The organism is Bacillus cereus, assembly GCF_002561295.1.
Lineage (GTDB): Bacteria > Bacillota > Bacilli > Bacillales > Bacillaceae_G > Bacillus_A > Bacillus_A cereus_S.
Map to the genome: position 1 here is coordinate 43,877 of NZ_NTUG01000030.1, position 19,525 is coordinate 63,401.

Sequence of the window (19,525 nt, forward strand, 5' to 3'; positions counted from 1 at the left end):
CTCCATGTAAATAAGGAGGACTATTTATGGAGGATGCAGTTAACGAATATCTATTATCATTTATTGATCCAAAAGATGAACTGATTCTTGAAATGGAACAGTATGCAAGTGAAAATCATGTGCCAATTATGGATCGTCTTGGAATGGAATTTATGTTGCAATTTTTACGTTTAATTGGACCGACAAGTATATTAGAGCTTGGAACAGCAATCGGTTATTCTAGTATTCGTATGATGCAAGCTATTCCAAATTCGCGAATTGTAACAGTGGAACGCAATAGCGACCGATATGAAAAAGCACTTGAATATATAGAGTGTTCTCCTGTAAAAGAACGTATTTCCGTTATTTATGGTGATGCATTAGAAACAGGTGAACAAGTGAAAGAGCATGGAACGTTTGATGTTATTTTTATTGATGCCGCAAAAGGACAATATCGTCGCTTTTTTGATTTATATGAACCTTTATTAAATCCAGGTGGTGTCATTATTTCAGATAATGTTATGTATCACGGACTTGTAACGACGAAAGAGAAAATTGAAAATAGACGTACGCGTGGTTTGATTCGTCGTATTAAGACGTACAATGAATGGCTTATGAATCATGAAGGATATGATACAACCATTTTCCCGATTGGTGATGGAGTAGCCGTGAGTAAAAAGAGAGGATGACAAAGGTATGAAAAAACCTGAATTGTTAGTAACGCCAAGAGCTGTAGCGGATATTGAACCTCTTGCAAAAGCAGGGGCAAGTGCTGTAATGATCGGTGAACAAAAATTTGGTTTACGTTTAGCAGGGGAATTTTCACGTGATGATGTAACACAAGCTGTGAGCATTGCACATGAAAATGGTATGAAAGTATACGTAGCGATGAACGCTATGTTCCATAACGACAAAGTAGAAGAATTAAAAGACTACGTTGCATTTCTGCGAGATGTGCATGTAGATGCCGTTGTCTTTGGAGATCCAGCAGTATTAATGACTGTGCGTGAAGTAGCACCAAACATGCAAATGCACTGGAATACAGAAACGACAGCAACAAACTGGTTCACATGTAACTATTGGGGTCGAAAAGGTGCAAAACGTGCTGTTCTTGCCCGTGAATTAAGTTTAGATGAAATTGTGGAATTAAAAGAAAACGCTGAAGTTGAAGTAGAAGTACAAATTCATGGTATGACATGCATGTTCCAATCAAAGCGTTCATTAGTAGGAAACTACTTCGAGTATCAAGATCGTAATCTGGAAATTGAAAAGAAAAAGCATGAAGAGAATATGTTCTTACATGATCCGGAGCGTAATAATAAATATCCAATTTATGAGGATGAAAATGGTACTCATATTATGAGTCCAAATGATATTTGTTTCATTGATGAGTTAGATGAATTAATCGATGCTGAAGTTGATAGCTTGAAAATTGACGGTGTGTTAAAAAGCTCTGAATACATTATCGAGGTAACAAAGAAATATCGTAAAGCTATTGATTTATGTGTAGAAGATCGCGATGCGTATTATGACGTGAAAGATGATTTATATAAAGAGATAGAAGAAATACAACCAGTAAATCGTCCGTTAGATACAGGATTCTTCTTTAAAGAAACGGTTTATTAAATGAGGAGGGTGTAGGATATGACTGTACAAGAAATTTCACGAGTAATCGATGGAAAACGCGTGATTGTGAAAAAACCTGAACTGTTAATCCCTGCAGGTAATTTAGAAAAATTAAAGATAGCTATTCATTATGGTGCAGATGCTGTATATTTAGGTGGACAAGAATTTGGTCTTCGTTCAAATGCAGGGAACTTTACGCTAGAAGACATGGCAGAAGGTGTAGAGTTTGCAAAAAAATATGGCGCGAAAATATATGTAACAACAAATATCTTTGCACATAATGAAAACATGGATGGATTAGAAGATTATTTAAGAGGGATTGAAAAAGCAGGTGTAACTGGTATTATCGTTGCAGATCCGCTTATTATTGAGACATGTAAACGTGTAGCACCTTCTGTTGAGGTACATTTAAGTACACAGCAGTCTCTTTCTAACTGGAAAGCAGCGCAGTATTGGAAAGAAGAAGGTCTACATCGTCTTGTATTAGCTCGTGAAGTCGGCTATGAAGAAATGAAGGAAATTAAAGAAAATGTTGATATTGAAATTGAAGCGTTTGTCCATGGGGCAATGTGTATCGCATACTCCGGAAGATGTACATTAAGTAACCATATGACAGCACGTGACTCAAACCGTGGTGGTTGTTGTCAGTCTTGTCGCTGGGATTATGACTTAGTTCAAACAGTATCACAGCATAAAGAAGCAGAAGAACTTCCTTTATTCCAAGAAGGCGATGCACACTTTGCAATGAGTCCAAAAGACTTAAACTTGATTCTTTCGATTCCGAAAATGATCGAAATTGGAATTGATAGCTTGAAGATTGAAGGACGCATGAAATCTATTCATTACGTAGCGACAGTAGCAACTGTATACCGCAAAGTAATTGATGCATATTGTGCCGACCCTGATAACTTTGAGTTTAAACAAGAATGGTTAGATGAGCTTGATAAATGTGCAAATCGTGATACAGCTCCTGCATTCTTTGAAGGCGTGCCAGGATACAAAGAGCAAATGTTCGGGAATCATAGTAAGAAAACAACGTATGATTTTGCTGGTTTAGTGTTAGATTATAATGAAGAAACGGGCATTGTCACAATCGAACAACGTAACCACTTCAAGCCAGGTCATGAAGTCGAGTTCTTTGGACCAGAAATAGAAAACTTTACACAAACGGTGGAGAAAATTTGGGATGAGGATGGAAACGAATTAGATGCGGCGAGACATCCGTTGCAAATCGTGAAATTCAAAGTGGATCAACCAGTGTATGTGAATAATATGATGCGAAAAAGCATACATCAATAAGAAAGAGTGGTAGTCGAATGGGGACGAATAAGCCGGTTGTAATTGGAATTGCTGGTGGTTCAGGATCAGGTAAAACAAGTGTAACAAAATCGATTTTTGATCAATTTCAAGGTCATTCCATTTTAATTTTGGAGCAAGATTATTATTATAAAGATCAAAGCCATTTGCCAATGGAAGAGCGTTTAAAAACAAATTATGACCATCCATTAGCGTTTGATAATGACTTATTAATTGAGCACTTACATCAGTTGCTTGCATATAAGCCGGTTGAGAAACCCGTATATGATTATACATTGCATACACGCTCAGAAGAAACTATTCCAGTAGAACCGAAAGATGTAGTTATTTTAGAGGGGATTCTCATCTTAGAAGACCCACGTCTTTGCGATTTAATGGACATTAAAGTGTTTGTTGATACAGACGCTGACCTTCGTATTTTACGTCGTATGCAACGTGATATAAAAGAGCGTGGTCGTACAATGGATTCTGTTATTGAGCAATATGTAAATGTTGTACGTCCAATGCATAATCAATTTATTGAGCCTTCTAAGAAATTTGCGGATATTATTATCCCAGAAGGTGGACAAAACCACGTTGCAATTGATATTATGGTTACAAAAATTGCAACAATTCTTGAAGAAAAAGTGAATTTGTAATAGCATAGTAAAAGATATACGATAGGAAGGGATTTTTTCCCTTCTTATCGAATACAATGAAACATGCAACCTCACCTAATGTTAGGTGGGGGCATATTTATATGAAATTTCCATACATATCTTCTTTATAGAAAGAGGAATTGGAAAAAACGGGGTTGTGTGTGACAACTCCACTGGTGTGTGATTACGCTAGAAACCTCCGCTATTTAACACAGCGGAGGAGTTTTCATATTGAACTCCTCTTTTTTTCGGGGGATTGGTATATAAAAGGAGTGGAAAACATGGCAACAGAAAAAACATACCCTATGACACTTGAGGGAAAACAAAAGCTAGAGAATGAAGTTGAGCAATTAAAAACAGTAAGACGTAAAGAAGTAGTAGAGCGTATTAAAATCGCACGTAGCTTCGGTGATCTTTCTGAGAACTCAGAGTACGATGCAGCGAAAGATGAACAAGCATTCGTAGAAGGACGTATTACACAACTAGAAAACATGATTCGTAACGCAGTAATCATTGAAGATACTGGCGAAGAATCTACAGTTGTAACATTAGGTAAAACTGTAACGTTTAAAGAATTACCAGATGGGGATGAAGAAGCTTACACAATCGTAGGTAGTGCAGAAGCTGATCCATTTGAAGGAAGAATTTCTAACGACTCTCCAATTGCAAAAAGCTTATTAGGTAAGCAAATTGGTGAAAAAGTAGCAATTCAAACACCAGGCGGAGAAATGCAAGTAGAGATTATCTCTGTAAAATAATAAAAAAAGTTCACTCCTAGGGGTGAACTTTTTTTATTGAGTTCTTTCTTTTCCTCCGTTCATGCGGAATATATACGTTTTGTATAAAAGGAACAACACCTCGTCTAAACTGAAAAGACGAGGTGTTGTGATGAAAATGAAGCGGAGAATTACGATTATTTTACTCTGTTTTACATGTATTATGTTATTACTACTTGGCAGGCTAGCACAAATACAACTTATAGCCACGGAATCATTTACGAAGAGACATATAAATTTAATTGAAAAGAGTGTCACCCAGCGTACACAAGCAGTCATAGTGGATGATGGTAGGGGACATTTTGTTGACCGGAATGGAGAAAATCTTGGAGAAGAAAGATACCCAGTTTTAATTATTTTTCCATTCCTACAAATAAAAAATGACATGTTAGAGAAAATATCGCATATCATTGGTGTGTCAAGGCAAGACATAAATCTGCAAATGAAAAAAAAGCGAAAACCATTTATATTTCAAAGAGGTGATAAACCGTTTCAATTAACGAAAGAACAGATGGAAAAGGTAAATCGTGCTGATATGTTAGGTATAGTGGCAACCGAAGTAAGAATGAAGCAACCATCTGAAGCAGAACATCTTATCGGTGTAGTTGGGGAAAATGAGAAAGAATTTAAAAAAAGATATGAGAAACTACAAAAAATATCGAGTCAAACACCTGTGGGTATTTCAGGGTTACAGCAATCCTTTGATGAATTTTTAATGACCGATGGTGACACGAAAGTATTGTATCAAGTAGATAGGCAAGGAGAACCGATTTTTGGAAAACGTGCAAAATATACATCTCCTGGAAATCCCTTTTATCCCGTTACGATTCAAACAACGATAGAAAAGTCGTTACAACAAAAAGCAGAAGAACTTGTGCAGAAACATGGGATCAAGAAAGGGGGATTAGTATTACTTGATGTAAAGGAAAGTGAAATTGTAGCAATAGTGAGTAAACCGTCCTTGCAGATGAATAATCAAAATACATATAAAAAAAGAATGGAAAACCAAATGCTGATACCGCATTTTCCTGGTTCCGTTTTTAAAACAGTTATTGCGGCTGCTGCAATTGATAATGGTATGATTCAACCAAATCGTAAGTTTAACTGTGATACAGATCCATATGGTGAAAATACCCCTCAGGTTATGATGGGGAAGTTAAGCTTTACAGAGAGCTTTGCTAGGAGCTGTAACAGGACATTTGCCGTGCTTGGTAATGAATTAATACAAAAGGACAAAGATGCAATAGAAACGTATTTAGAGGCGTTAGGAGCAAGTAGGGCGGTAGGATGGAAAGGGCAAGTGTTTCATACACCTATGTTTAAACAATTAGTAGAAGAAAAAAAAGCAATCGTTTGGAATGAGGAAGAAAACAAGAGAAGTCACAAAGCAATTGCGCAAACCGCGATTGGACAAAAAGATGTAAGAATATCCCCTTTAGCTGTGGCGAATATGATGGCGACGATTGCGAGGAATGGTGAAAAGAGGGAAGTAAAAGCTGTAAAAGAAATACGTTACAAAAATGGAACGAAATTTTTCAGTTTTAAAGACCATAAATTGGAAGGTCAACAACTCTCTTATCATACAGTGAAACAGGTGCAATCATTATTAAGAAAGGTAGTAACAATGGAGAATGGAACAGGTGCTGGGTTTCAGTCATTACCATTATCGGTTGCTGGAAAGTCTGGGACGGCACAAACAGGAAAAGAGGATCGTGTAAATCGTTGGTTTGCCGGTTATTTTCCGTACGAAAACCCAAGATATGCGCTAGTAGTTGTTGATTTAGAAACGAATCATAAAGAAAATACTGTAACACCGATTTTTAAAGAATTTGTAGAAGAGATTTCCCGTTTGGAAAACAAAAAGTAATCTTGCAATTTATTATGAAATGTTTTCATTTCATGAAAATATTACTGTAGTTGTTCAACCTTTTAAGATTTAATGTTACAATAGCAAGTAGCAAAAACTGCATGGAGGTTTGAAGAATGGCAGGAGGATCTAGATTTCAAAAGAAACAACAAAAACGTCGTCAAAACGGTGTTTTAAATATCGCAATAGCTATCGTATTACTAGCAGTAGCTATTGTTGCGTATCAACTATTTGTTCCTAATACAACAGAGCAAGTGTCTTCTCAAGAAAAGAAAGTATCTCAGGAAACGAAGAAAGAAAGTAAAGCTGAGAAAAAGGAAGATAAAGAAGAGCAAGCAAAACTAGAAGAGCAAAAGAAAAAAGAGGAAGAAGAGAAGCAAAAGGCTGAAGAGGAGAAGAAAAAAGCTGAGGAAGAAGCGAAAGCGAATGAAAAAGTACCAGCTGAAAAAACACAGCCTAAAGCAACTGATGCTTATACAAAATCTTCTTGGAAGCCGATTGGTACAACGCAAGGCGCAACACCAGCGATGACGTTTCAACAAGGGACAGCAGATTGGAATGAGATGAAACAAGCAATTTCCACTGCGATTGAAATTCCAGTGGAACAGTTGGTTATTCACCGCATTGGAAACAACGGTCAGCAAAAAGCATACGGTAATGTACAAGATAAACAAACCGGTAAAAAATATTACGTAAATATTGATTGGGTAGAAAATGAGGGCTGGAAACCAGTGCTTGTTCAAACTCTAAACTAAAAAAGAGAAAGGTTNNAACCTTTCTCTTTTTTAGTTAGCGCAATTTTTTAAGTTTGAAATGAACAACCGCGCTGTAATATGGTCTTTTGCTCTCGGGATCCATAACCATTTGATGAGAAATATGATGAACTTCAAGCATAAGTGCTTTATTATTGTCGATTTGTTCGTTAATTTTCTTTTCTAAGGAAACTAAGTTTGGTGCTTCAAAAAATTCTACTTTGTCTTCTAGCATTTCAAATGTAAATGACACAAAAAACGCTCCTCTCCATATAATCAAGTTAAGTGTAACAAAGAAAAGAAGGAAATACCATTTTCGTTTCAATTGACATTTTTGAAAAGAAAGCATATCATACTGATAAAACCGATAAGAAAAAGGGGAATTTCACATGGGTACAGAATTTAACGGTTTATTTGATGAGTGGGCTCATACGTACGATTCATTCGTACAAGGCGAAGATATACAATATAAAGAAGTTTTCGCCCATTATGAGGAAATTTTAGAGGATGTAGTAAAGAAATCATTTGGAAATGTATTAGAATTTGGTGTTGGTACTGGTAATCTAACAAATAAGTTACTACTTGCCGGCCATACTGTTTATGGAATAGAGCCATCACGTGAAATGCGTACAATCGCAAAGCAAAAGTTGCCAGAAGGATTTTCAATTACAGAAGGAGATTTTCTTTCTTTTGATGTTCCGGGTTCTATTGATACAATTGTAAGCACCTATGCGTTTCATCATCTAACAGATGATGAAAAAAATGTGGCAATTGCGAAGTATAGTCAATTGCTTCATAAAGGTGGTAAAATAGTGTTTGCTGATACGATATTTGCAGATCAAGAAGCGTATGATAAAACTGTTGAAACTGCAAAACAAAGAGGTTTTCATCAGTTAGCCAACGATTTGCAAACAGAATACTACACACGTATTCCGATCATGCAATCTATTTTTGAAAACAATGGCTTCCATGTAACATTTACGAGATTAAATCATTTTGTGTGGGTAATGGAGGCAACTAAGCAATAGAAAGAGGGATTAGATTGAGAATTGCTGTAATCGGAGCAATGGAAGAAGAAGTACGTATTTTACGTGACAAATTAGAACAGGCAGAAACAGAAACTGTTGCAGGTTGTGAATTTACGAAGGGTATGTTAGCAGGACATGAAGTGATCTTGTTAAAATCTGGTATTGGTAAAGTGAATGCAGCTATGTCAACGACAATTTTATTAGAGAGATATAAGCCTGAAAAAGTAATTAATACAGGTTCAGCTGGTGGATTCCACCAATCTCTAAATGTTGGTGATGTTGTTATCTCAACAGAAGTTCGTCATCATGATGTAGATGTAACTGCATTTGATTATGAATATGGTCAAGTGCCAGGTATGCCGCCAGGATTTAAAGCTGACGAAGAATTAGTTACATTAGCAGAAAAATGCATGCAGGCAGAAGAGAATATTCAAGTTGTAAAAGGAATGATTGCAACAGGTGATTCGTTTATGAGCGATCCAAACCGTGTTGCAGCAATCCGTGATAAATTTGAAAATCTTTACGCAGTAGAAATGGAAGCAGCAGCGGTTGCGCAAGTTTGCCATCAATATAAAGTTCCATTTGTAATTATTCGTGCACTTTCTGATATTGCTGGTAAAGAGTCAAACGTTTCATTTGATCAATTTTTAGATCAAGCAGCTCTTCATTCTACAAACTTTATTGTAAAAGTACTAGAAGAGTTAAAGTAATGTAACAAAAAGGCAACTGTCTCATATAAAGAAAATACATACAGTTGCCTTTTCTTTATTGGCAAATAAGGAGGAGAACACGATGAAGGTGTATCGTGGGGTTCATGAATTAATCGGTCATACACCGATTGTAGAAATTACTCGTTTTTCACTTCCAGAGGGCGTTCGTTTATTTGCAAAGCTTGAATTTTATAATCCAGGTGGAAGCGTGAAAGATCGCTTAGGAAGAGAACTGATTGAAGATGCACTAGCAAAAGGGCTTATAACACAAGGTGGGACACTAATTGAGCCAACTGCTGGGAATACTGGAATTGGACTGGCACTTGCTGCGCTAGAACATGATTTACGCGTTATTGTTTGTGTACCAGAAAAATTCAGTGTTGAGAAACAGGAATTAATGAAAGCACTTGGTGCAACAGTAGTGCATACACCAACTGCACAAGGAATGACAGGTGCAATTGCGAAGGCAAAAGAATTAGTAAAAGAAATTCCAAACTCATACTCTCCAAGTCAATTTGCAAATGAAGCAAATCCACGCGCTTATTTCAAAACACTAGGACCAGAGCTGTGGGAAGCGCTAAATGGAGAGATTAACATATTCGTCGCAGGTGCAGGTACCGGCGGTACATTTATGGGGACTGCATCGTATTTAAAAGAACAAAATCGTGAAATAAAAACGGTGATTGTAGAACCAGAAGGCTCTATTTTAAATGGTGGTGAGGCAGGTTCACATGAAACAGAAGGAATTGGTTTAGAATTTATTCCACCATTTTTAAAACCGTCGTATTTTGATGAAATTCATACGATTTCTGACCGGAATGCGTTTAAACGTGTAAAAGAGTTAGCGCAGAAAGAGGGACTTCTTGTTGGTAGTTCTTCAGGAGCAGCATTTCATGCCAGTTTATTAGAAGCTGAAAAGGCAAAACCAGGTACAAATATCGTAACGATTTTTCCAGATAGTAGTGAACGTTACTTAAGTAAAGATATATACAAAGGGTGGGAATAAAAAATGAGAGCAAAGACAAAGTTAATTCATGGTATTCGCATAGGAGAACCTTCAACTGGATCTGTAAACGTGCCGATTTATCAAACAAGTACGTACAAGCAAGAAGCAGTTGGAAAACATCAAGGATACGAATATTCACGTACAGGAAATCCGACGCGTGCAGCATTAGAAGAAATGATTGCTGTATTAGAAAACGGTCATGCAGGATTTGCATTTGGTTCAGGGATGGCTGCGATTACAGCAACGATTATGCTATTCTCTAAAGGAGATCATGTTATTTTAACAGATGACGTGTACGGCGGAACATATCGTGTGATTACAAAAATATTGAATCGATTCGGTATTGAACATACATTTGTAGATACAACAAATCTAGATGAAGTCACAGAAGCAGTTCGTCCGAATACGAAAGCAATCTATGTAGAAACACCAACAAACCCACTATTAAAAATTACTGATATTAAGCAAATTTCCACGTTTGCAAAAGAGAAAGGTTTACTAACAATTATTGATAACACATTCATGACGCCATACTGGCAGTCACCAATTTCTTTAGGTGCAGATATTGTACTGCACAGTGCAACAAAATATTTAGGTGGACATAGTGATGTTGTTGCTGGTTTAGTCGTTGTAAACAATGCGCAATTAGCAGAGGACCTACACTTTGTTCAAAACTCAACAGGCGGTATTCTTGGACCACAAGATAGCTTCTTGTTGCTTCGCGGTTTGAAAACTTTAGGAATTCGTATGGAAGAACATGAAACAAATTCACGCGCAATTGCTGAGTTTTTAAACAATCATCCGAAAATTAATAAAGTATATTATCCGGGTCTTACATCTCATCCGAATCACGCATTAGCAAAAGAACAAGCTGGTGGATATGGTGCAATTATTTCATTTGATGTAGATAGTGAAGAAACGTTAAATAAAGTACTTGAGAAACTGCAATACTTTACACTAGCAGAAAGTTTAGGGGCAGTAGAAAGTTTAATTTCTATTCCATCTCAAATGACACATGCATCCATTCCAGCGGATCGCCGCAGAGAATTAGGAATTACAGATACATTAATTCGTATTTCTGTCGGTATTGAAGATGGCGAAGATTTAATTGAAGACTTAGCGCAAGCATTGGCATAATGGAAAGGCACTGCTAAGGCAGTGCCTTTCTTTAAAATATAATTTATGAAATTATTCACAAATTAGACACACACAATTTAAAATATTTCGTGTATAGTGAAATCAAGAAATGATGCTTCACACACAAGCTTGTGAAATGTTTCACAAAAAATGGGATTCATGTAGGAAAAGTAACTCTATTTTTTTACGCTAATCGGGACTTATTTAGACCCTTAGGGACAATTATAGACCCTATAGCAGAATAGGAGGAATTCACATGGTAGTCAAAGAGAAGGTTGTAAATGAAATGCAGGAAGTAACAGAAATGATTGATACGTTAGTAAAGAACGGTCAGGAGGCTTTACAAGCATTAGAGGATTTTACACAAGAGCAAATTGACAACATTGTACATGAAATGGCACTTGCGGGTGTAGACCAACATATGCCACTTGCAAAAATGGCTGTTGAAGAAACAGGGCGCGGTGTATATGAAGATAAATGCATCAAGAATATTTTTGCCACTGAATATATTTGGCATAGTATGAAAAAAGACAAAACGGTAGGAATTATTCATGAAGATCCTCATGAAGAAATCATAGAAATTGCAGAACCGGTTGGTGTAGTTGCTGGGGTAACACCAGTCACGAATCCAACTTCAACAACGATGTTTAAAGCGTTAATCGCAATAAAAACAAGAAATCCAATTATTTTCGCGTTTCATCCATCAGCACAAAACTGTTCGGTCGCAGCTGCTAAAACGTTATATGATGCAGCAGTGAAGGCTGGTGCACCAAAGGGATGTATTCAATGGATTGGAAAACCTTCTGTTGAAGCGACAAAGCAATTAATGAACCATGAAGGTGTTGCACTCGTTTTGGCAACTGGAGGCGCAGGGATGGTAAAATCAGCGTATTCTACTGGTAAACCAGCTCTAGGAGTCGGACCAGGAAACGTACCTTGTTATATGGAAAAATCGGCACATGTGAAACGTGCTGTTAATGATTTAATTTTATCAAAAACATTTGATAACGGTATGATTTGTGCTTCTGAACAAGCAATTATTGTGGACAAAGAAATTTACAGTGATGTGAAAGAAGAAATGATAGCGAATAATTGTTATTTTGTAACAGAAGATGAACGGAAAAAATTAGAGAAGCTTGTTATTAATGAAAACACATGTGTAGTTAATAGTGATATCGTTGGAAAATCAGCGTATTATATTGCAGCATTAGTCGGAATTACAGTGCCAGAGGATACAAAAATGCTCGTTGCTGAAATTAAAGGTGTAGGTGCGGATTATCCACTATCTCGTGAAAAGTTAAGTCCAGTATTAGCTTGTGTAAAAGCAAATTCACTTGAAGAAGGATTTGCATATTGTGAAGGAATGTTGGAGCTAGGTGGCCTAGGGCATTCAGCGGTTATTCATTCTACAAATAAAGAAGTACAAAAACAATTTGGTTTACGTATGAAAGCATGCCGCCTTATTGTAAATGCACCATCATCACAAGGTGGAATTGGTGATATATATAATGCGTTTATTCCATCGCTTACACTTGGATGTGGCTCATATGGAAAGAACTCTGTTTCTCAAAACGTAACGGCAACACACCTATTGAATATAAAAAGACTTGCAAGTAGAAAAAAGAATATGCAATGGTTCAAATTACCACCTAAAATTTATTTTGAAAAACATGCGACAGGATATTTAGCAAATATGCCGAATATTTCACGCGCATTTATTGTAACGGACCCTGGAATGGTTGAGCATGGTTATGTCGATACAGTAACGCACTATTTACGTAAACATACAAATGATGTAAAGGTAGAAGTATTCTTTGAAGTAGAACCAGATCCATCAGATGAAACGGTATTTAAAGGTGCCGAAATGATGAGAAGCTTCAAGCCAGATGTGATTATCGCCCTTGGTGGTGGTTCGGCAATGGATGCAGCAAAAGGAATGTGGCTCTTCTATGAGCACCCAGAAACAACATTCTTTGGGATTAAGCAAAAGTTTTTAGATATAAGAAAACGGACATGTAAATATCCAAAGCTTGGGAACAAAGCGCAGTTTGTTGCGATTCCAACAACATCAGGCACAGGTTCAGAAGTGACACCATTTGCAGTTATTACAGATAAAAAGAATAACATAAAATACCCGTTAGCTGACTACGAGTTAACACCAGATGTAGCAATTGTCGATCCACAATTTGTTATGACAGTACCGCCACATGTAACTGCAGACACCGGAATGGATGTATTAACGCATGCAATTGAAGCATACGTGTCTATTATGGCAAATGATTATACAGATGGTTTAGCATTAAAAGCGATTGATCTCGTATTCAAATATTTACCGAGAGCATATAAAGATGGCAATGACGAAGAGGCGCGTGAGAAAATGCATAACGCTTCTGCGATTGCTGGAATGGCGTTTGCCAATGCATTTCTTGGCATTAACCATAGCTTGGCACATAAAATCGGCCCGGAATTTCATATTCCGCATGGACGTGCCAATGCAATCTTAATGCCACATGTTATTCGTTATAACGCAATTAAACCGAGAAAACATGCATTATTCCCAAAATACGAGCACTTTGTTGCTGATGAACGTTATGCTCATATTGCAAGAATGCTGGGGCTTCCAGCGAGCACAGTGGAAGAAGGAGTAGAATCACTCGTCCAGGCGATTATTGCGCTTGGAAAAGAATTAAATATTAATATGAGCATTGCTGGACAAGGTGTAGAACAAGAAGTATTCGAAGAGGTTGTTGGTACGCTAGCAGAGAGAGCTTTTGAAGATCAGTGTACAACAGCAAACCCCAAATTACCGCTTATTTCGGAGTTGAAAGAAGTGTATATGCAAGCATACAAAGGTGTGTAATAAAGTGAAACTTTAANNTTATCTCCCACCTAACTTCTGTGCTCCCGCCGAATTTTGAGGTGGGGGTATTACTGCCCGTTAATGCGGGATAAAGGAGGAAGAGCTGCTAAGAAATGCGGCTCTTTTTTCTTTGGAAAACTTCTCCCTCATTGGCTGTATTTACTTGCCTCGGAAGCTATTAGAATATGATAGAGTGAGAGAGGGAGGAGTGGTAGAAGTATGAAAGAATTACAACAGAAAATAGCAGATTATATTCGCTTCGGTCAAGTTCTTCTTGCACTAGCCACATTTTTAATGATCGGTTTATTGATTCCGAATGAAGGAAGAGAAACTGTCCAATCCTTTGCGATGATGGGTGTTATCGTTTTATTTTTAGGGATGTCATTTTTCTTTTTTAAGCATGTTAAAGTGTTACGTGACAGATTAGAGGAGAACGAATATGAATCAAATTGATAGATGAAATGCTACGAAAAGAGTGTATCTTTTTTAAAATTAAGGTATTAATTCATAGGATAGTTAGTCTATTATGATGGCTAATTATCCTTTTTATTTACATAATTTATTTTTACTAATGCTTTTTAATAATAATCCCGCAATAGCAGAGACCTCATATGCAGATTTTGGTAGTGGGCAGAAGATTATAACCGTGGAAAAGAATCTAGTGTGGCTTTGAAACAAAGTTTGATTAAAAGATAGCGATTGAAGGGGGCAAAGCCTCATTTTTAATGAGGAGTTTTTACGAACTGTTCATTATCAAACTAAAGTTATTCTTTTTCATTCCTTTATTAATTCCATAACATCTTTTTATTACTTTCTTTTGTTGTATAATCAAAATAGGAAAATAATTTTTGGAATTCAAAAATTTGAAGAAAGGATGGGGGAGAGCTATTATGACACATTCAAATGAGAAAAAAGCACATGGTCTTAAAGGGATAGGAGAAAAGCTAAACCCAACTATCTATCAAGTGAGATTCATGAAATTAGATGAACCAATTCAATTTGAGTCTTTCCCTAAACTAAAGGAATTAGGAGACTGGTTAAATACTTCAACGCAAATATGGTCATGCCACTCAGCGATGTACAAGTACAACAGAGAAGAGTTTGAAAAGAAGTTTTTAGAAATTACAAAATTAACAGTTGATAATGTGGTAATATCTACTGGTGGTATCGGATTTAACTTCATGTCACCGGGGTGGAGAGATTCCCTCTAGAGTGCTTGAAGAGATTCTTGTATATGCAATATTCTGCTGAAATTTTATAGAGTAATAGAATTATATAAAAGGATAAAAACGAATGTTCGTTTTTATCCTTTTAGTGCTTCACAGCATACTCCTACTGCGAATTAACAATCATTCTTTGCATAGATGTTTTGTTCAAACTTTTTTATAAAATTGAAACTTAAATCAACTAGAGAATAAACCATTTTGATCAATCTTTTTTCAAAATGGTTTATTCATATTTACCGTAAAATAAGGGATTGTGAGAAGTTTTAATCAAACTTTTTCCCAAAGCAACATCTAGAACCATTTAGAGAGTATTGGTTTATTTCATCAATAACAACGAAATATAATCAATGGGAAGCATTTCCCTCGGCCGAGACAGTTTTAAAATAGAGCATTGCAGTTTCTCCTTTTTGATAAAAAATTAAATAAAGGGTAAAGTTTGTGAATAAATTTACTTAAACAAACGGGTGCGTTAATAAAAATAGAAAACAAATCGGACCACAACATTTTAGATATGTCTAAAATGTTGTGGTCCTTTTAATATTAAACGTTACACTTACCTAACCTAAAGATAATTATAAGTAGCATTTTATAAAATTCTGTAGAAAATGTATGCGTTTTATATTGACAATGATAATCTTTATCAATTAAAATGTAATAGAATGAAGTTCTAATTCAGGTCATTTATGAACGGAAAGTTCTTGCCCGTTGTTAGAACAAGATAAATATCTAGTATATAACTGAAAAGCCTACACCCCCTCAATTGTAGTTTTCTTTATACTAGTTATGATATGGATGCAGTAGACAAGTCTTTGTCTACTGCTTTTTTTCGTTAATACTTATATGAATAATTCGAATCTGAGGAAGTGAGATTACCATAATTTACATGATGTTTATTCGACAAAATACGACAAAGCAGTGTGATGAAATTTGTTATGATCGTCCAGTAAATCTTACATTTTACATAATTGGAGGAAATAAATATGAAGAAACCATTCTATAAAAAATGGTGGTTCTGGGTTATCGTTGTAATTATTGTAGTTGCGGCTACTGGTAACAATGATGATAAAAAAGAAGAAACGAAAACTACTTCTACTGAACCTAAGCAAGAAGTTAAACAGGAAACGAAACAGGAAGAACAAAAGAAAGAAGAGCCAAAGAAGGAGCTATCTAAAGAAGGTGAATCTTCTAAGGTGAAAATTGCTGTTGGTGCTGTAGAGTCATTAGAATCTGTAGGTAATGAATATGTAAATGAAAAAGCACAAGGTATTTTTAAAGTTGTAGAAGTTTCGATTACAAATAACCAAAAAGATGCTATCACTGTAGATGCTAATAGTTTTAAATTAGTAGATAATCAAGACCGTGAGTTTACATATTCTACACAAGGACAAACATCTTTTGATATTGCGAATGGTGGAAAAACAGACTTTTTCTTAAAACAACTTAATCCTGGTTTAACACAAACAGGTAAAATCGTATTCGATGTACCAAAAGATGCGCAAGGTTTAATATTAAAAGCGCGTGGTGGTATGACAGGGAAAGAAATTAAATTAAAAGTAGACTAATAGAAATAGCACCTGAAAGGGTGCTATTTCTATGTTTAGCAAACAAAATGAAAATTTTAAGATATATTAAATTTAAATAATGTAGCATTTTTATTAACCTCTATTGAAATCTGAATTTCCCACAAATTTCATGTTTCCTCGCTTATCCCGCTATTTGCGGGCAGTAAGAGCCCCACCTCAAGATTCAGAGAGAAAGGAGGTCCAGCTCTAGCGGCTNNGAGGGCTAATAATCAGTGGGGGATCAAGAAAATCCCCACTGATTAAAGTTTCACTTTATAATAGATGTAAAAGTTACCATATATTGTACATTCTGAAATGTATGTAGGCAAAGGAGATAGGGGATATGTTCCATACAGATCGTTTACAATTTCGCAAATATACAATGACCGATTTAGATTTTTACGCTTCTTTATGGGGAAATGAGAAAGTGATGCGCTATATTGGGAATGGCACTCCTAAAACATATGTGCAGTGTAAGAGAAGCCTTGAAAGTTGGGTTCTTCCTAGTTATAAAAACGGCTTAGGACTATTTTTAATGATTGAAAAGGGTACAAGTACCCCAATTGGTCACGCAGGGCTTGTTCGGCAGCAAGTAGATGGTAAAGAGGAAATTGAAATTGGTTATTGGGTTCTTCCTGAATATTGGGGAAAAGGGTATGCGAAGGAAGCAGCAACAGCTTTTCGGGATTATGGTTTTCAGGCGTTAGGATTAAAGAAGCTCATTTCTCTTATTAATCCAGATCATCCTGCTTCTATTTTCGTTGCTAGAAAAACAGGAATGAGTTATGAAAAAACGGCATCATTCCATGGGATAGATGTTCTTGTATATGCAATTAAAAGAGCAGGATAAAAATCTCTCCATCTTTTTCTCCTTTTAAAGAGGTAATACTTAGCTTTTAAAGAATAGTATATGACAATAAAAGGGGGAATGAGATTGTATATTTATCATAATGGACTCATTATTCGCGAAGGAACGACAGGCGTACCAGCTTATGCAATTAAAAGTTTGTTTGAAGACACTGGCTGGAGTAACAATAGCATTCCATCTTGGCAAATTGAGAAATTTACGATGGCATTTGAAAACTCTACATGGGCTTTTACAATTTGGGATGATGAAGAAATGATTGCGATGGTTCGTGTCATCTCTGATCAGATTATGGCTGCCAATATTATGGATTTAGTTGTGAAGTGTGAATATAGAGGAAAGGGATTAGGAAAGAAACTCGTTTCCCTTTGTATGCAGAAACTACCACATGGAGATTGGTTTGCCCATACATCTGCGAATAATTTTGATTTTTATCGTAGTTGCGGCTTTGAGGTGCGGGATTTATCTCAAAATGGAACGTGTACTTATTATGGTTACCATGAAGCAAAAAAGCAGGGGCATAGATAAAATAGCGAGTGAAAACTATAAAATGAACTATCATTCATTTTATAGTTTTTTTATGTTAAAATTATAAAGAAAATTCAGAAATTTAAAAAGGGGGATGAATATGAATATTAAAGTAGGAGATACGTTTCGGTATGAAAGAATATTTACAGAAGAAGAGGTTTTGGAATTTGCACATCTTACAGGTGATAAAGGAAGACATCATATGGAACATGATGAGCAAGGGCGCTTAATGGTACACGGTTTATTAACTGCAAGTATCGGAACGAAAATTGGTGGGGATTTGCACTACATAGCAAGGGAATTGGTAAGTGAATTTATCAGACCTGTGTTTACTGGAGATACAATTACTTGTGATGTAACTCTTATAAGTATGGAACAAATGGAAGGATATAAAAAGATATCGATAGAATTGGTGTATCGTAATCAAAATGGAAAAGAAGTATTGATAGGGTCAAGTTATGGAATTATACGAGAATAATACAAAAAGCCTGTTTTCAAAACTGAAAAACAGGCTTTTTTCAATTTAATATACACGTTTGCGATTTTCTGCATGACTAGAGATAAGTAATAATGCAGACTCATCGCCAATATTACGCACAATATGCGGCACGCATGCACTCCAAGAGAAAGAATCTCCTTCGCTGACAATTGCGATATCTTCCCCGTGCTGTACTTCTAGTTTCCCGCGTAAAACAAGATGACATTCTTCACCTTCATGAGCATTTGGTGTGTTTTCTTTTGGGAAACCAATTGGGATTTCTACTAAAGATAAACGAAGACCGCCTTGTTCAGCTACATGCTCAATTTTTTGTTCGTCTTTTCCGTACACACTGTATTTTCGTTCTTCTTTTTTTACAACTTTCATACGATCTTTCTGCTCAAGTAATAAGTAAGGGAGAGGGACATTTAAAAAATTAGAAATTGTTTCTAAAGTTGAGATAGATGGAGAAGTTTTATTATTCTCTACTTGGCTCATAAAACCTTTAGAAAGTCCCGTTCCTTCACAAATCTGAGCAATCGTTATGCCTCTGCGTTGACGAATTTCACGTATTGCAGAACCGATATTCATACGAATCAAGCTCCTTTTTATAGACAACTATTTGTATCATAGCAAATATTTTTCATTTTTTCTCAAGAAAAATGGATTGACGAATAAAAAAATTTATTGTATGTTTTTTAATGTAAATAAAAGTTTTGTATAACAAAACTATAAAGGAGAGAATAAAATGAATCAACATATTGGTAATTTAATTATTCGTATCGTATTAGGGGTAACATTCTTTATGCATGGTTTGGCAAAGTTCCAATCGGGCATTGATAATATTGCAGGATGGTTTACAAGTATTGGATTGCCTGGAGCTCTTGCATACGGTGTAGCAACAGTAGAATTAGTTGGTGGTCTACTATTGATTATTGGTTTAGGTGTACGTTATATTGGATTATTATTCGCACTTATTTTAGTTGGGGCAATTATAAAAGTGAAATGGTCTGCTGGTTTATTAGGTGATGGAAAGAATCCAGGATACGAATTAGACCTTGCATTATTAGCGATGGGCCTTTATTTATTCGTTGTTAAGGCTGAAGGTTTTGTAGATAATTTCTTAAAAGCAACTGTATTCAAAAAAGATTAATCGAAATGGGGGAATAA

The 19,525-nt window shown here is 36.0% G+C and carries 21 protein-coding genes; 19 read left to right on the plus strand and 2 right to left on the minus strand.

Annotated elements, in window-relative coordinates; genetic code table 11:
• Positions 1–26 precede the first annotated feature (26 nt).
• The 7 genes from CN373_RS16685 (at position 27) to CN373_RS16715 (ending at position 6,958) form a co-directional block, all read left to right on the plus strand.
• Positions 27–668, plus strand: a complete 642-nt coding sequence (locus CN373_RS16685; protein ID WP_000389086.1) for an O-methyltransferase — start codon at positions 27–29, stop codon at positions 666–668.
• A 7-nt stretch (positions 669–675) separates the two neighbouring features.
• Complete coding sequence (locus CN373_RS16690) at positions 676–1,605, plus strand: peptidase U32 family protein (protein ID WP_098359752.1); 930 nt, start codon at positions 676–678, stop codon at positions 1,603–1,605.
• Between the two features lie 18 nt (positions 1,606–1,623).
• Positions 1,624–2,904 (plus strand): peptidase U32 family protein, encoded by a 1,281-nt coding sequence (locus tag CN373_RS16695; protein WP_000217959.1) that lies wholly within the window; start codon positions 1,624–1,626, stop codon positions 2,902–2,904.
• Positions 2,905–2,921: 17 nt separating this feature from the next.
• Positions 2,922–3,560: a uridine kinase gene (udk, locus tag CN373_RS16700; protein WP_098359753.1), complete on the plus strand. Its 639-nt coding sequence runs from the start codon at positions 2,922–2,924 to the stop codon at positions 3,558–3,560.
• A 281-nt stretch (positions 3,561–3,841) separates the two neighbouring features.
• Positions 3,842–4,318 carry a transcription elongation factor GreA gene (greA, locus tag CN373_RS16705; protein ID WP_000179962.1) on the plus strand — a complete coding sequence of 159 codons (477 nt, stop codon included), beginning with the start codon at positions 3,842–3,844 and terminating at the stop codon, positions 4,316–4,318.
• Positions 4,319–4,448: 130 nt separating this feature from the next.
• Positions 4,449–6,203 carry a peptidoglycan D,D-transpeptidase FtsI family protein gene (locus CN373_RS16710; protein ID WP_098359754.1) on the plus strand — a complete coding sequence of 585 codons (1,755 nt, stop codon included), beginning with the start codon at positions 4,449–4,451 and terminating at the stop codon, positions 6,201–6,203.
• 116 nt (positions 6,204–6,319) lie between these two features.
• Entirely contained in the window at positions 6,320–6,958 is a 639-nt protein-coding gene (locus tag CN373_RS16715) for a YrrS family protein (protein ID WP_000897085.1), read from the plus strand.
• A gap of 34 nt (positions 6,959–6,992) precedes the next feature.
• On the opposite strand, the gene CN373_RS16720 is transcribed toward CN373_RS16715, so the two are convergent.
• On the minus strand, positions 6,993–7,208 hold the full coding sequence (locus CN373_RS16720) for a YrzA family protein (protein ID WP_000010988.1): 216 nt from the start codon (positions 7,206–7,208) through the stop codon (positions 6,993–6,995).
• A gap of 136 nt (positions 7,209–7,344) precedes the next feature.
• On the opposite strand from CN373_RS16720, the gene CN373_RS16725 reads away from it, so the two are divergent.
• From CN373_RS16725 to CN373_RS16775, 11 genes are all read left to right on the plus strand, one after another.
• Positions 7,345–7,983, plus strand: coding sequence for a class I SAM-dependent methyltransferase (locus CN373_RS16725; RefSeq protein WP_000536330.1), 639 nt, complete (start codon positions 7,345–7,347; stop codon positions 7,981–7,983).
• A 14-nt stretch (positions 7,984–7,997) separates the two neighbouring features.
• Complete coding sequence (gene mtnN / locus CN373_RS16730) at positions 7,998–8,693, plus strand: 5'-methylthioadenosine/S-adenosylhomocysteine nucleosidase (protein WP_001217035.1); 696 nt, start codon at positions 7,998–8,000, stop codon at positions 8,691–8,693.
• Between the two features lie 82 nt (positions 8,694–8,775).
• Positions 8,776–9,699, plus strand: coding sequence for an O-acetylserine dependent cystathionine beta-synthase (locus CN373_RS16735; RefSeq protein ID WP_000870450.1), 924 nt, complete (start codon positions 8,776–8,778; stop codon positions 9,697–9,699).
• A gap of 3 nt (positions 9,700–9,702) precedes the next feature.
• Positions 9,703–10,836 (plus strand): bifunctional cystathionine gamma-lyase/homocysteine desulfhydrase, encoded by a 1,134-nt coding sequence (locus CN373_RS16740; RefSeq protein ID WP_001201898.1) that lies wholly within the window; start codon positions 9,703–9,705, stop codon positions 10,834–10,836.
• Between the two features lie 256 nt (positions 10,837–11,092).
• On the plus strand, positions 11,093–13,696 hold the full coding sequence (gene adhE / locus CN373_RS16745; RefSeq protein WP_098359755.1) for a bifunctional acetaldehyde-CoA/alcohol dehydrogenase: 2,604 nt from the start codon (positions 11,093–11,095) through the stop codon (positions 13,694–13,696).
• 219 nt (positions 13,697–13,915) lie between these two features.
• The gene (locus tag CN373_RS16750) at positions 13,916–14,149 is read left to right on the plus strand and encodes a YrhC family protein (RefSeq protein WP_000661462.1); all 234 of its coding nucleotides are present in this window, start codon (positions 13,916–13,918) and stop codon (positions 14,147–14,149) included.
• Between the two features lie 437 nt (positions 14,150–14,586).
• The gene (locus CN373_RS16755) at positions 14,587–14,907 is read left to right on the plus strand and encodes a DUF3884 family protein (protein ID WP_000149812.1); all 321 of its coding nucleotides are present in this window, start codon (positions 14,587–14,589) and stop codon (positions 14,905–14,907) included.
• Positions 14,908–15,902: 995 nt separating this feature from the next.
• Positions 15,903–16,484 (plus strand): DUF4352 domain-containing protein, encoded by a 582-nt coding sequence (locus CN373_RS16760; protein ID WP_000742858.1) that lies wholly within the window; start codon positions 15,903–15,905, stop codon positions 16,482–16,484.
• A 343-nt stretch (positions 16,485–16,827) separates the two neighbouring features.
• Positions 16,828–17,334, plus strand: a complete 507-nt coding sequence (locus CN373_RS16765; RefSeq protein WP_098359756.1) for a GNAT family N-acetyltransferase — start codon at positions 16,828–16,830, stop codon at positions 17,332–17,334.
• Positions 17,335–17,418: 84 nt separating this feature from the next.
• Complete coding sequence (locus CN373_RS16770) at positions 17,419–17,877, plus strand: GNAT family N-acetyltransferase (protein ID WP_098359757.1); 459 nt, start codon at positions 17,419–17,421, stop codon at positions 17,875–17,877.
• A gap of 100 nt (positions 17,878–17,977) precedes the next feature.
• Complete coding sequence (locus CN373_RS16775) at positions 17,978–18,355, plus strand: enoyl-CoA hydratase (protein ID WP_033664793.1); 378 nt, start codon at positions 17,978–17,980, stop codon at positions 18,353–18,355.
• A 45-nt stretch (positions 18,356–18,400) separates the two neighbouring features.
• Here the strand turns inward: CN373_RS16775 and CN373_RS16780 are convergent, their stop codons facing one another.
• Entirely contained in the window at positions 18,401–18,946 is a 546-nt protein-coding gene (locus CN373_RS16780; RefSeq protein WP_001020703.1) for a helix-turn-helix domain-containing protein, read from the minus strand.
• A 157-nt stretch (positions 18,947–19,103) separates the two neighbouring features.
• On the opposite strand from CN373_RS16780, the gene CN373_RS16785 reads away from it, so the two are divergent.
• Positions 19,104–19,508 (plus strand): DoxX family protein, encoded by a 405-nt coding sequence (locus CN373_RS16785; protein ID WP_001071548.1) that lies wholly within the window; start codon positions 19,104–19,106, stop codon positions 19,506–19,508.
• Positions 19,509–19,525 lie beyond the last annotated feature (17 nt).

What these genes read in the sequence shown, in the direction of transcription:
- CN373_RS16685 (WP_000389086.1), top strand. Translation starts at nt 27, where the DNA reads ATGGAGGATGCAGTTAACGAATATCTATTATCATTTATTGATCCAAAA.
- CN373_RS16690 (WP_098359752.1), top strand. Translation starts at nt 676, where the DNA reads ATGAAAAAACCTGAATTGTTAGTAACGCCAAGAGCTGTAGCGGATATT.
- CN373_RS16695 (WP_000217959.1), top strand. Translation starts at nt 1,624, where the DNA reads ATGACTGTACAAGAAATTTCACGAGTAATCGATGGAAAACGCGTGATT.
- udk (WP_098359753.1), top strand. Translation starts at nt 2,922, where the DNA reads ATGGGGACGAATAAGCCGGTTGTAATTGGAATTGCTGGTGGTTCAGGA.
- greA (WP_000179962.1), top strand. Translation starts at nt 3,842, where the DNA reads ATGGCAACAGAAAAAACATACCCTATGACACTTGAGGGAAAACAAAAG.
- CN373_RS16710 (WP_098359754.1), top strand. Translation starts at nt 4,449, where the DNA reads ATGAAAATGAAGCGGAGAATTACGATTATTTTACTCTGTTTTACATGT.
- CN373_RS16715 (WP_000897085.1), top strand. Translation starts at nt 6,320, where the DNA reads ATGGCAGGAGGATCTAGATTTCAAAAGAAACAACAAAAACGTCGTCAA.
- CN373_RS16725 (WP_000536330.1), top strand. Translation starts at nt 7,345, where the DNA reads ATGGGTACAGAATTTAACGGTTTATTTGATGAGTGGGCTCATACGTAC.
- CN373_RS16735 (WP_000870450.1), top strand. Translation starts at nt 8,776, where the DNA reads ATGAAGGTGTATCGTGGGGTTCATGAATTAATCGGTCATACACCGATT.
- CN373_RS16740 (WP_001201898.1), top strand. Translation starts at nt 9,703, where the DNA reads ATGAGAGCAAAGACAAAGTTAATTCATGGTATTCGCATAGGAGAACCT.
- adhE (WP_098359755.1), top strand. Translation starts at nt 11,093, where the DNA reads ATGGTAGTCAAAGAGAAGGTTGTAAATGAAATGCAGGAAGTAACAGAA.
- CN373_RS16750 (WP_000661462.1), top strand. Translation starts at nt 13,916, where the DNA reads ATGAAAGAATTACAACAGAAAATAGCAGATTATATTCGCTTCGGTCAA.
- CN373_RS16755 (WP_000149812.1), top strand. Translation starts at nt 14,587, where the DNA reads ATGACACATTCAAATGAGAAAAAAGCACATGGTCTTAAAGGGATAGGA.
- CN373_RS16760 (WP_000742858.1), top strand. Translation starts at nt 15,903, where the DNA reads ATGAAGAAACCATTCTATAAAAAATGGTGGTTCTGGGTTATCGTTGTA.
- CN373_RS16765 (WP_098359756.1), top strand. Translation starts at nt 16,828, where the DNA reads ATGTTCCATACAGATCGTTTACAATTTCGCAAATATACAATGACCGAT.
- CN373_RS16775 (WP_033664793.1), top strand. Translation starts at nt 17,978, where the DNA reads ATGAATATTAAAGTAGGAGATACGTTTCGGTATGAAAGAATATTTACA.
- CN373_RS16780 (WP_001020703.1), bottom strand. Translation starts at nt 18,946, where the DNA reads ATGAATATCGGTTCTGCAATACGTGAAATTCGTCAACGCAGAGGCATA.
- CN373_RS16785 (WP_001071548.1), top strand. Translation starts at nt 19,104, where the DNA reads ATGAATCAACATATTGGTAATTTAATTATTCGTATCGTATTAGGGGTA.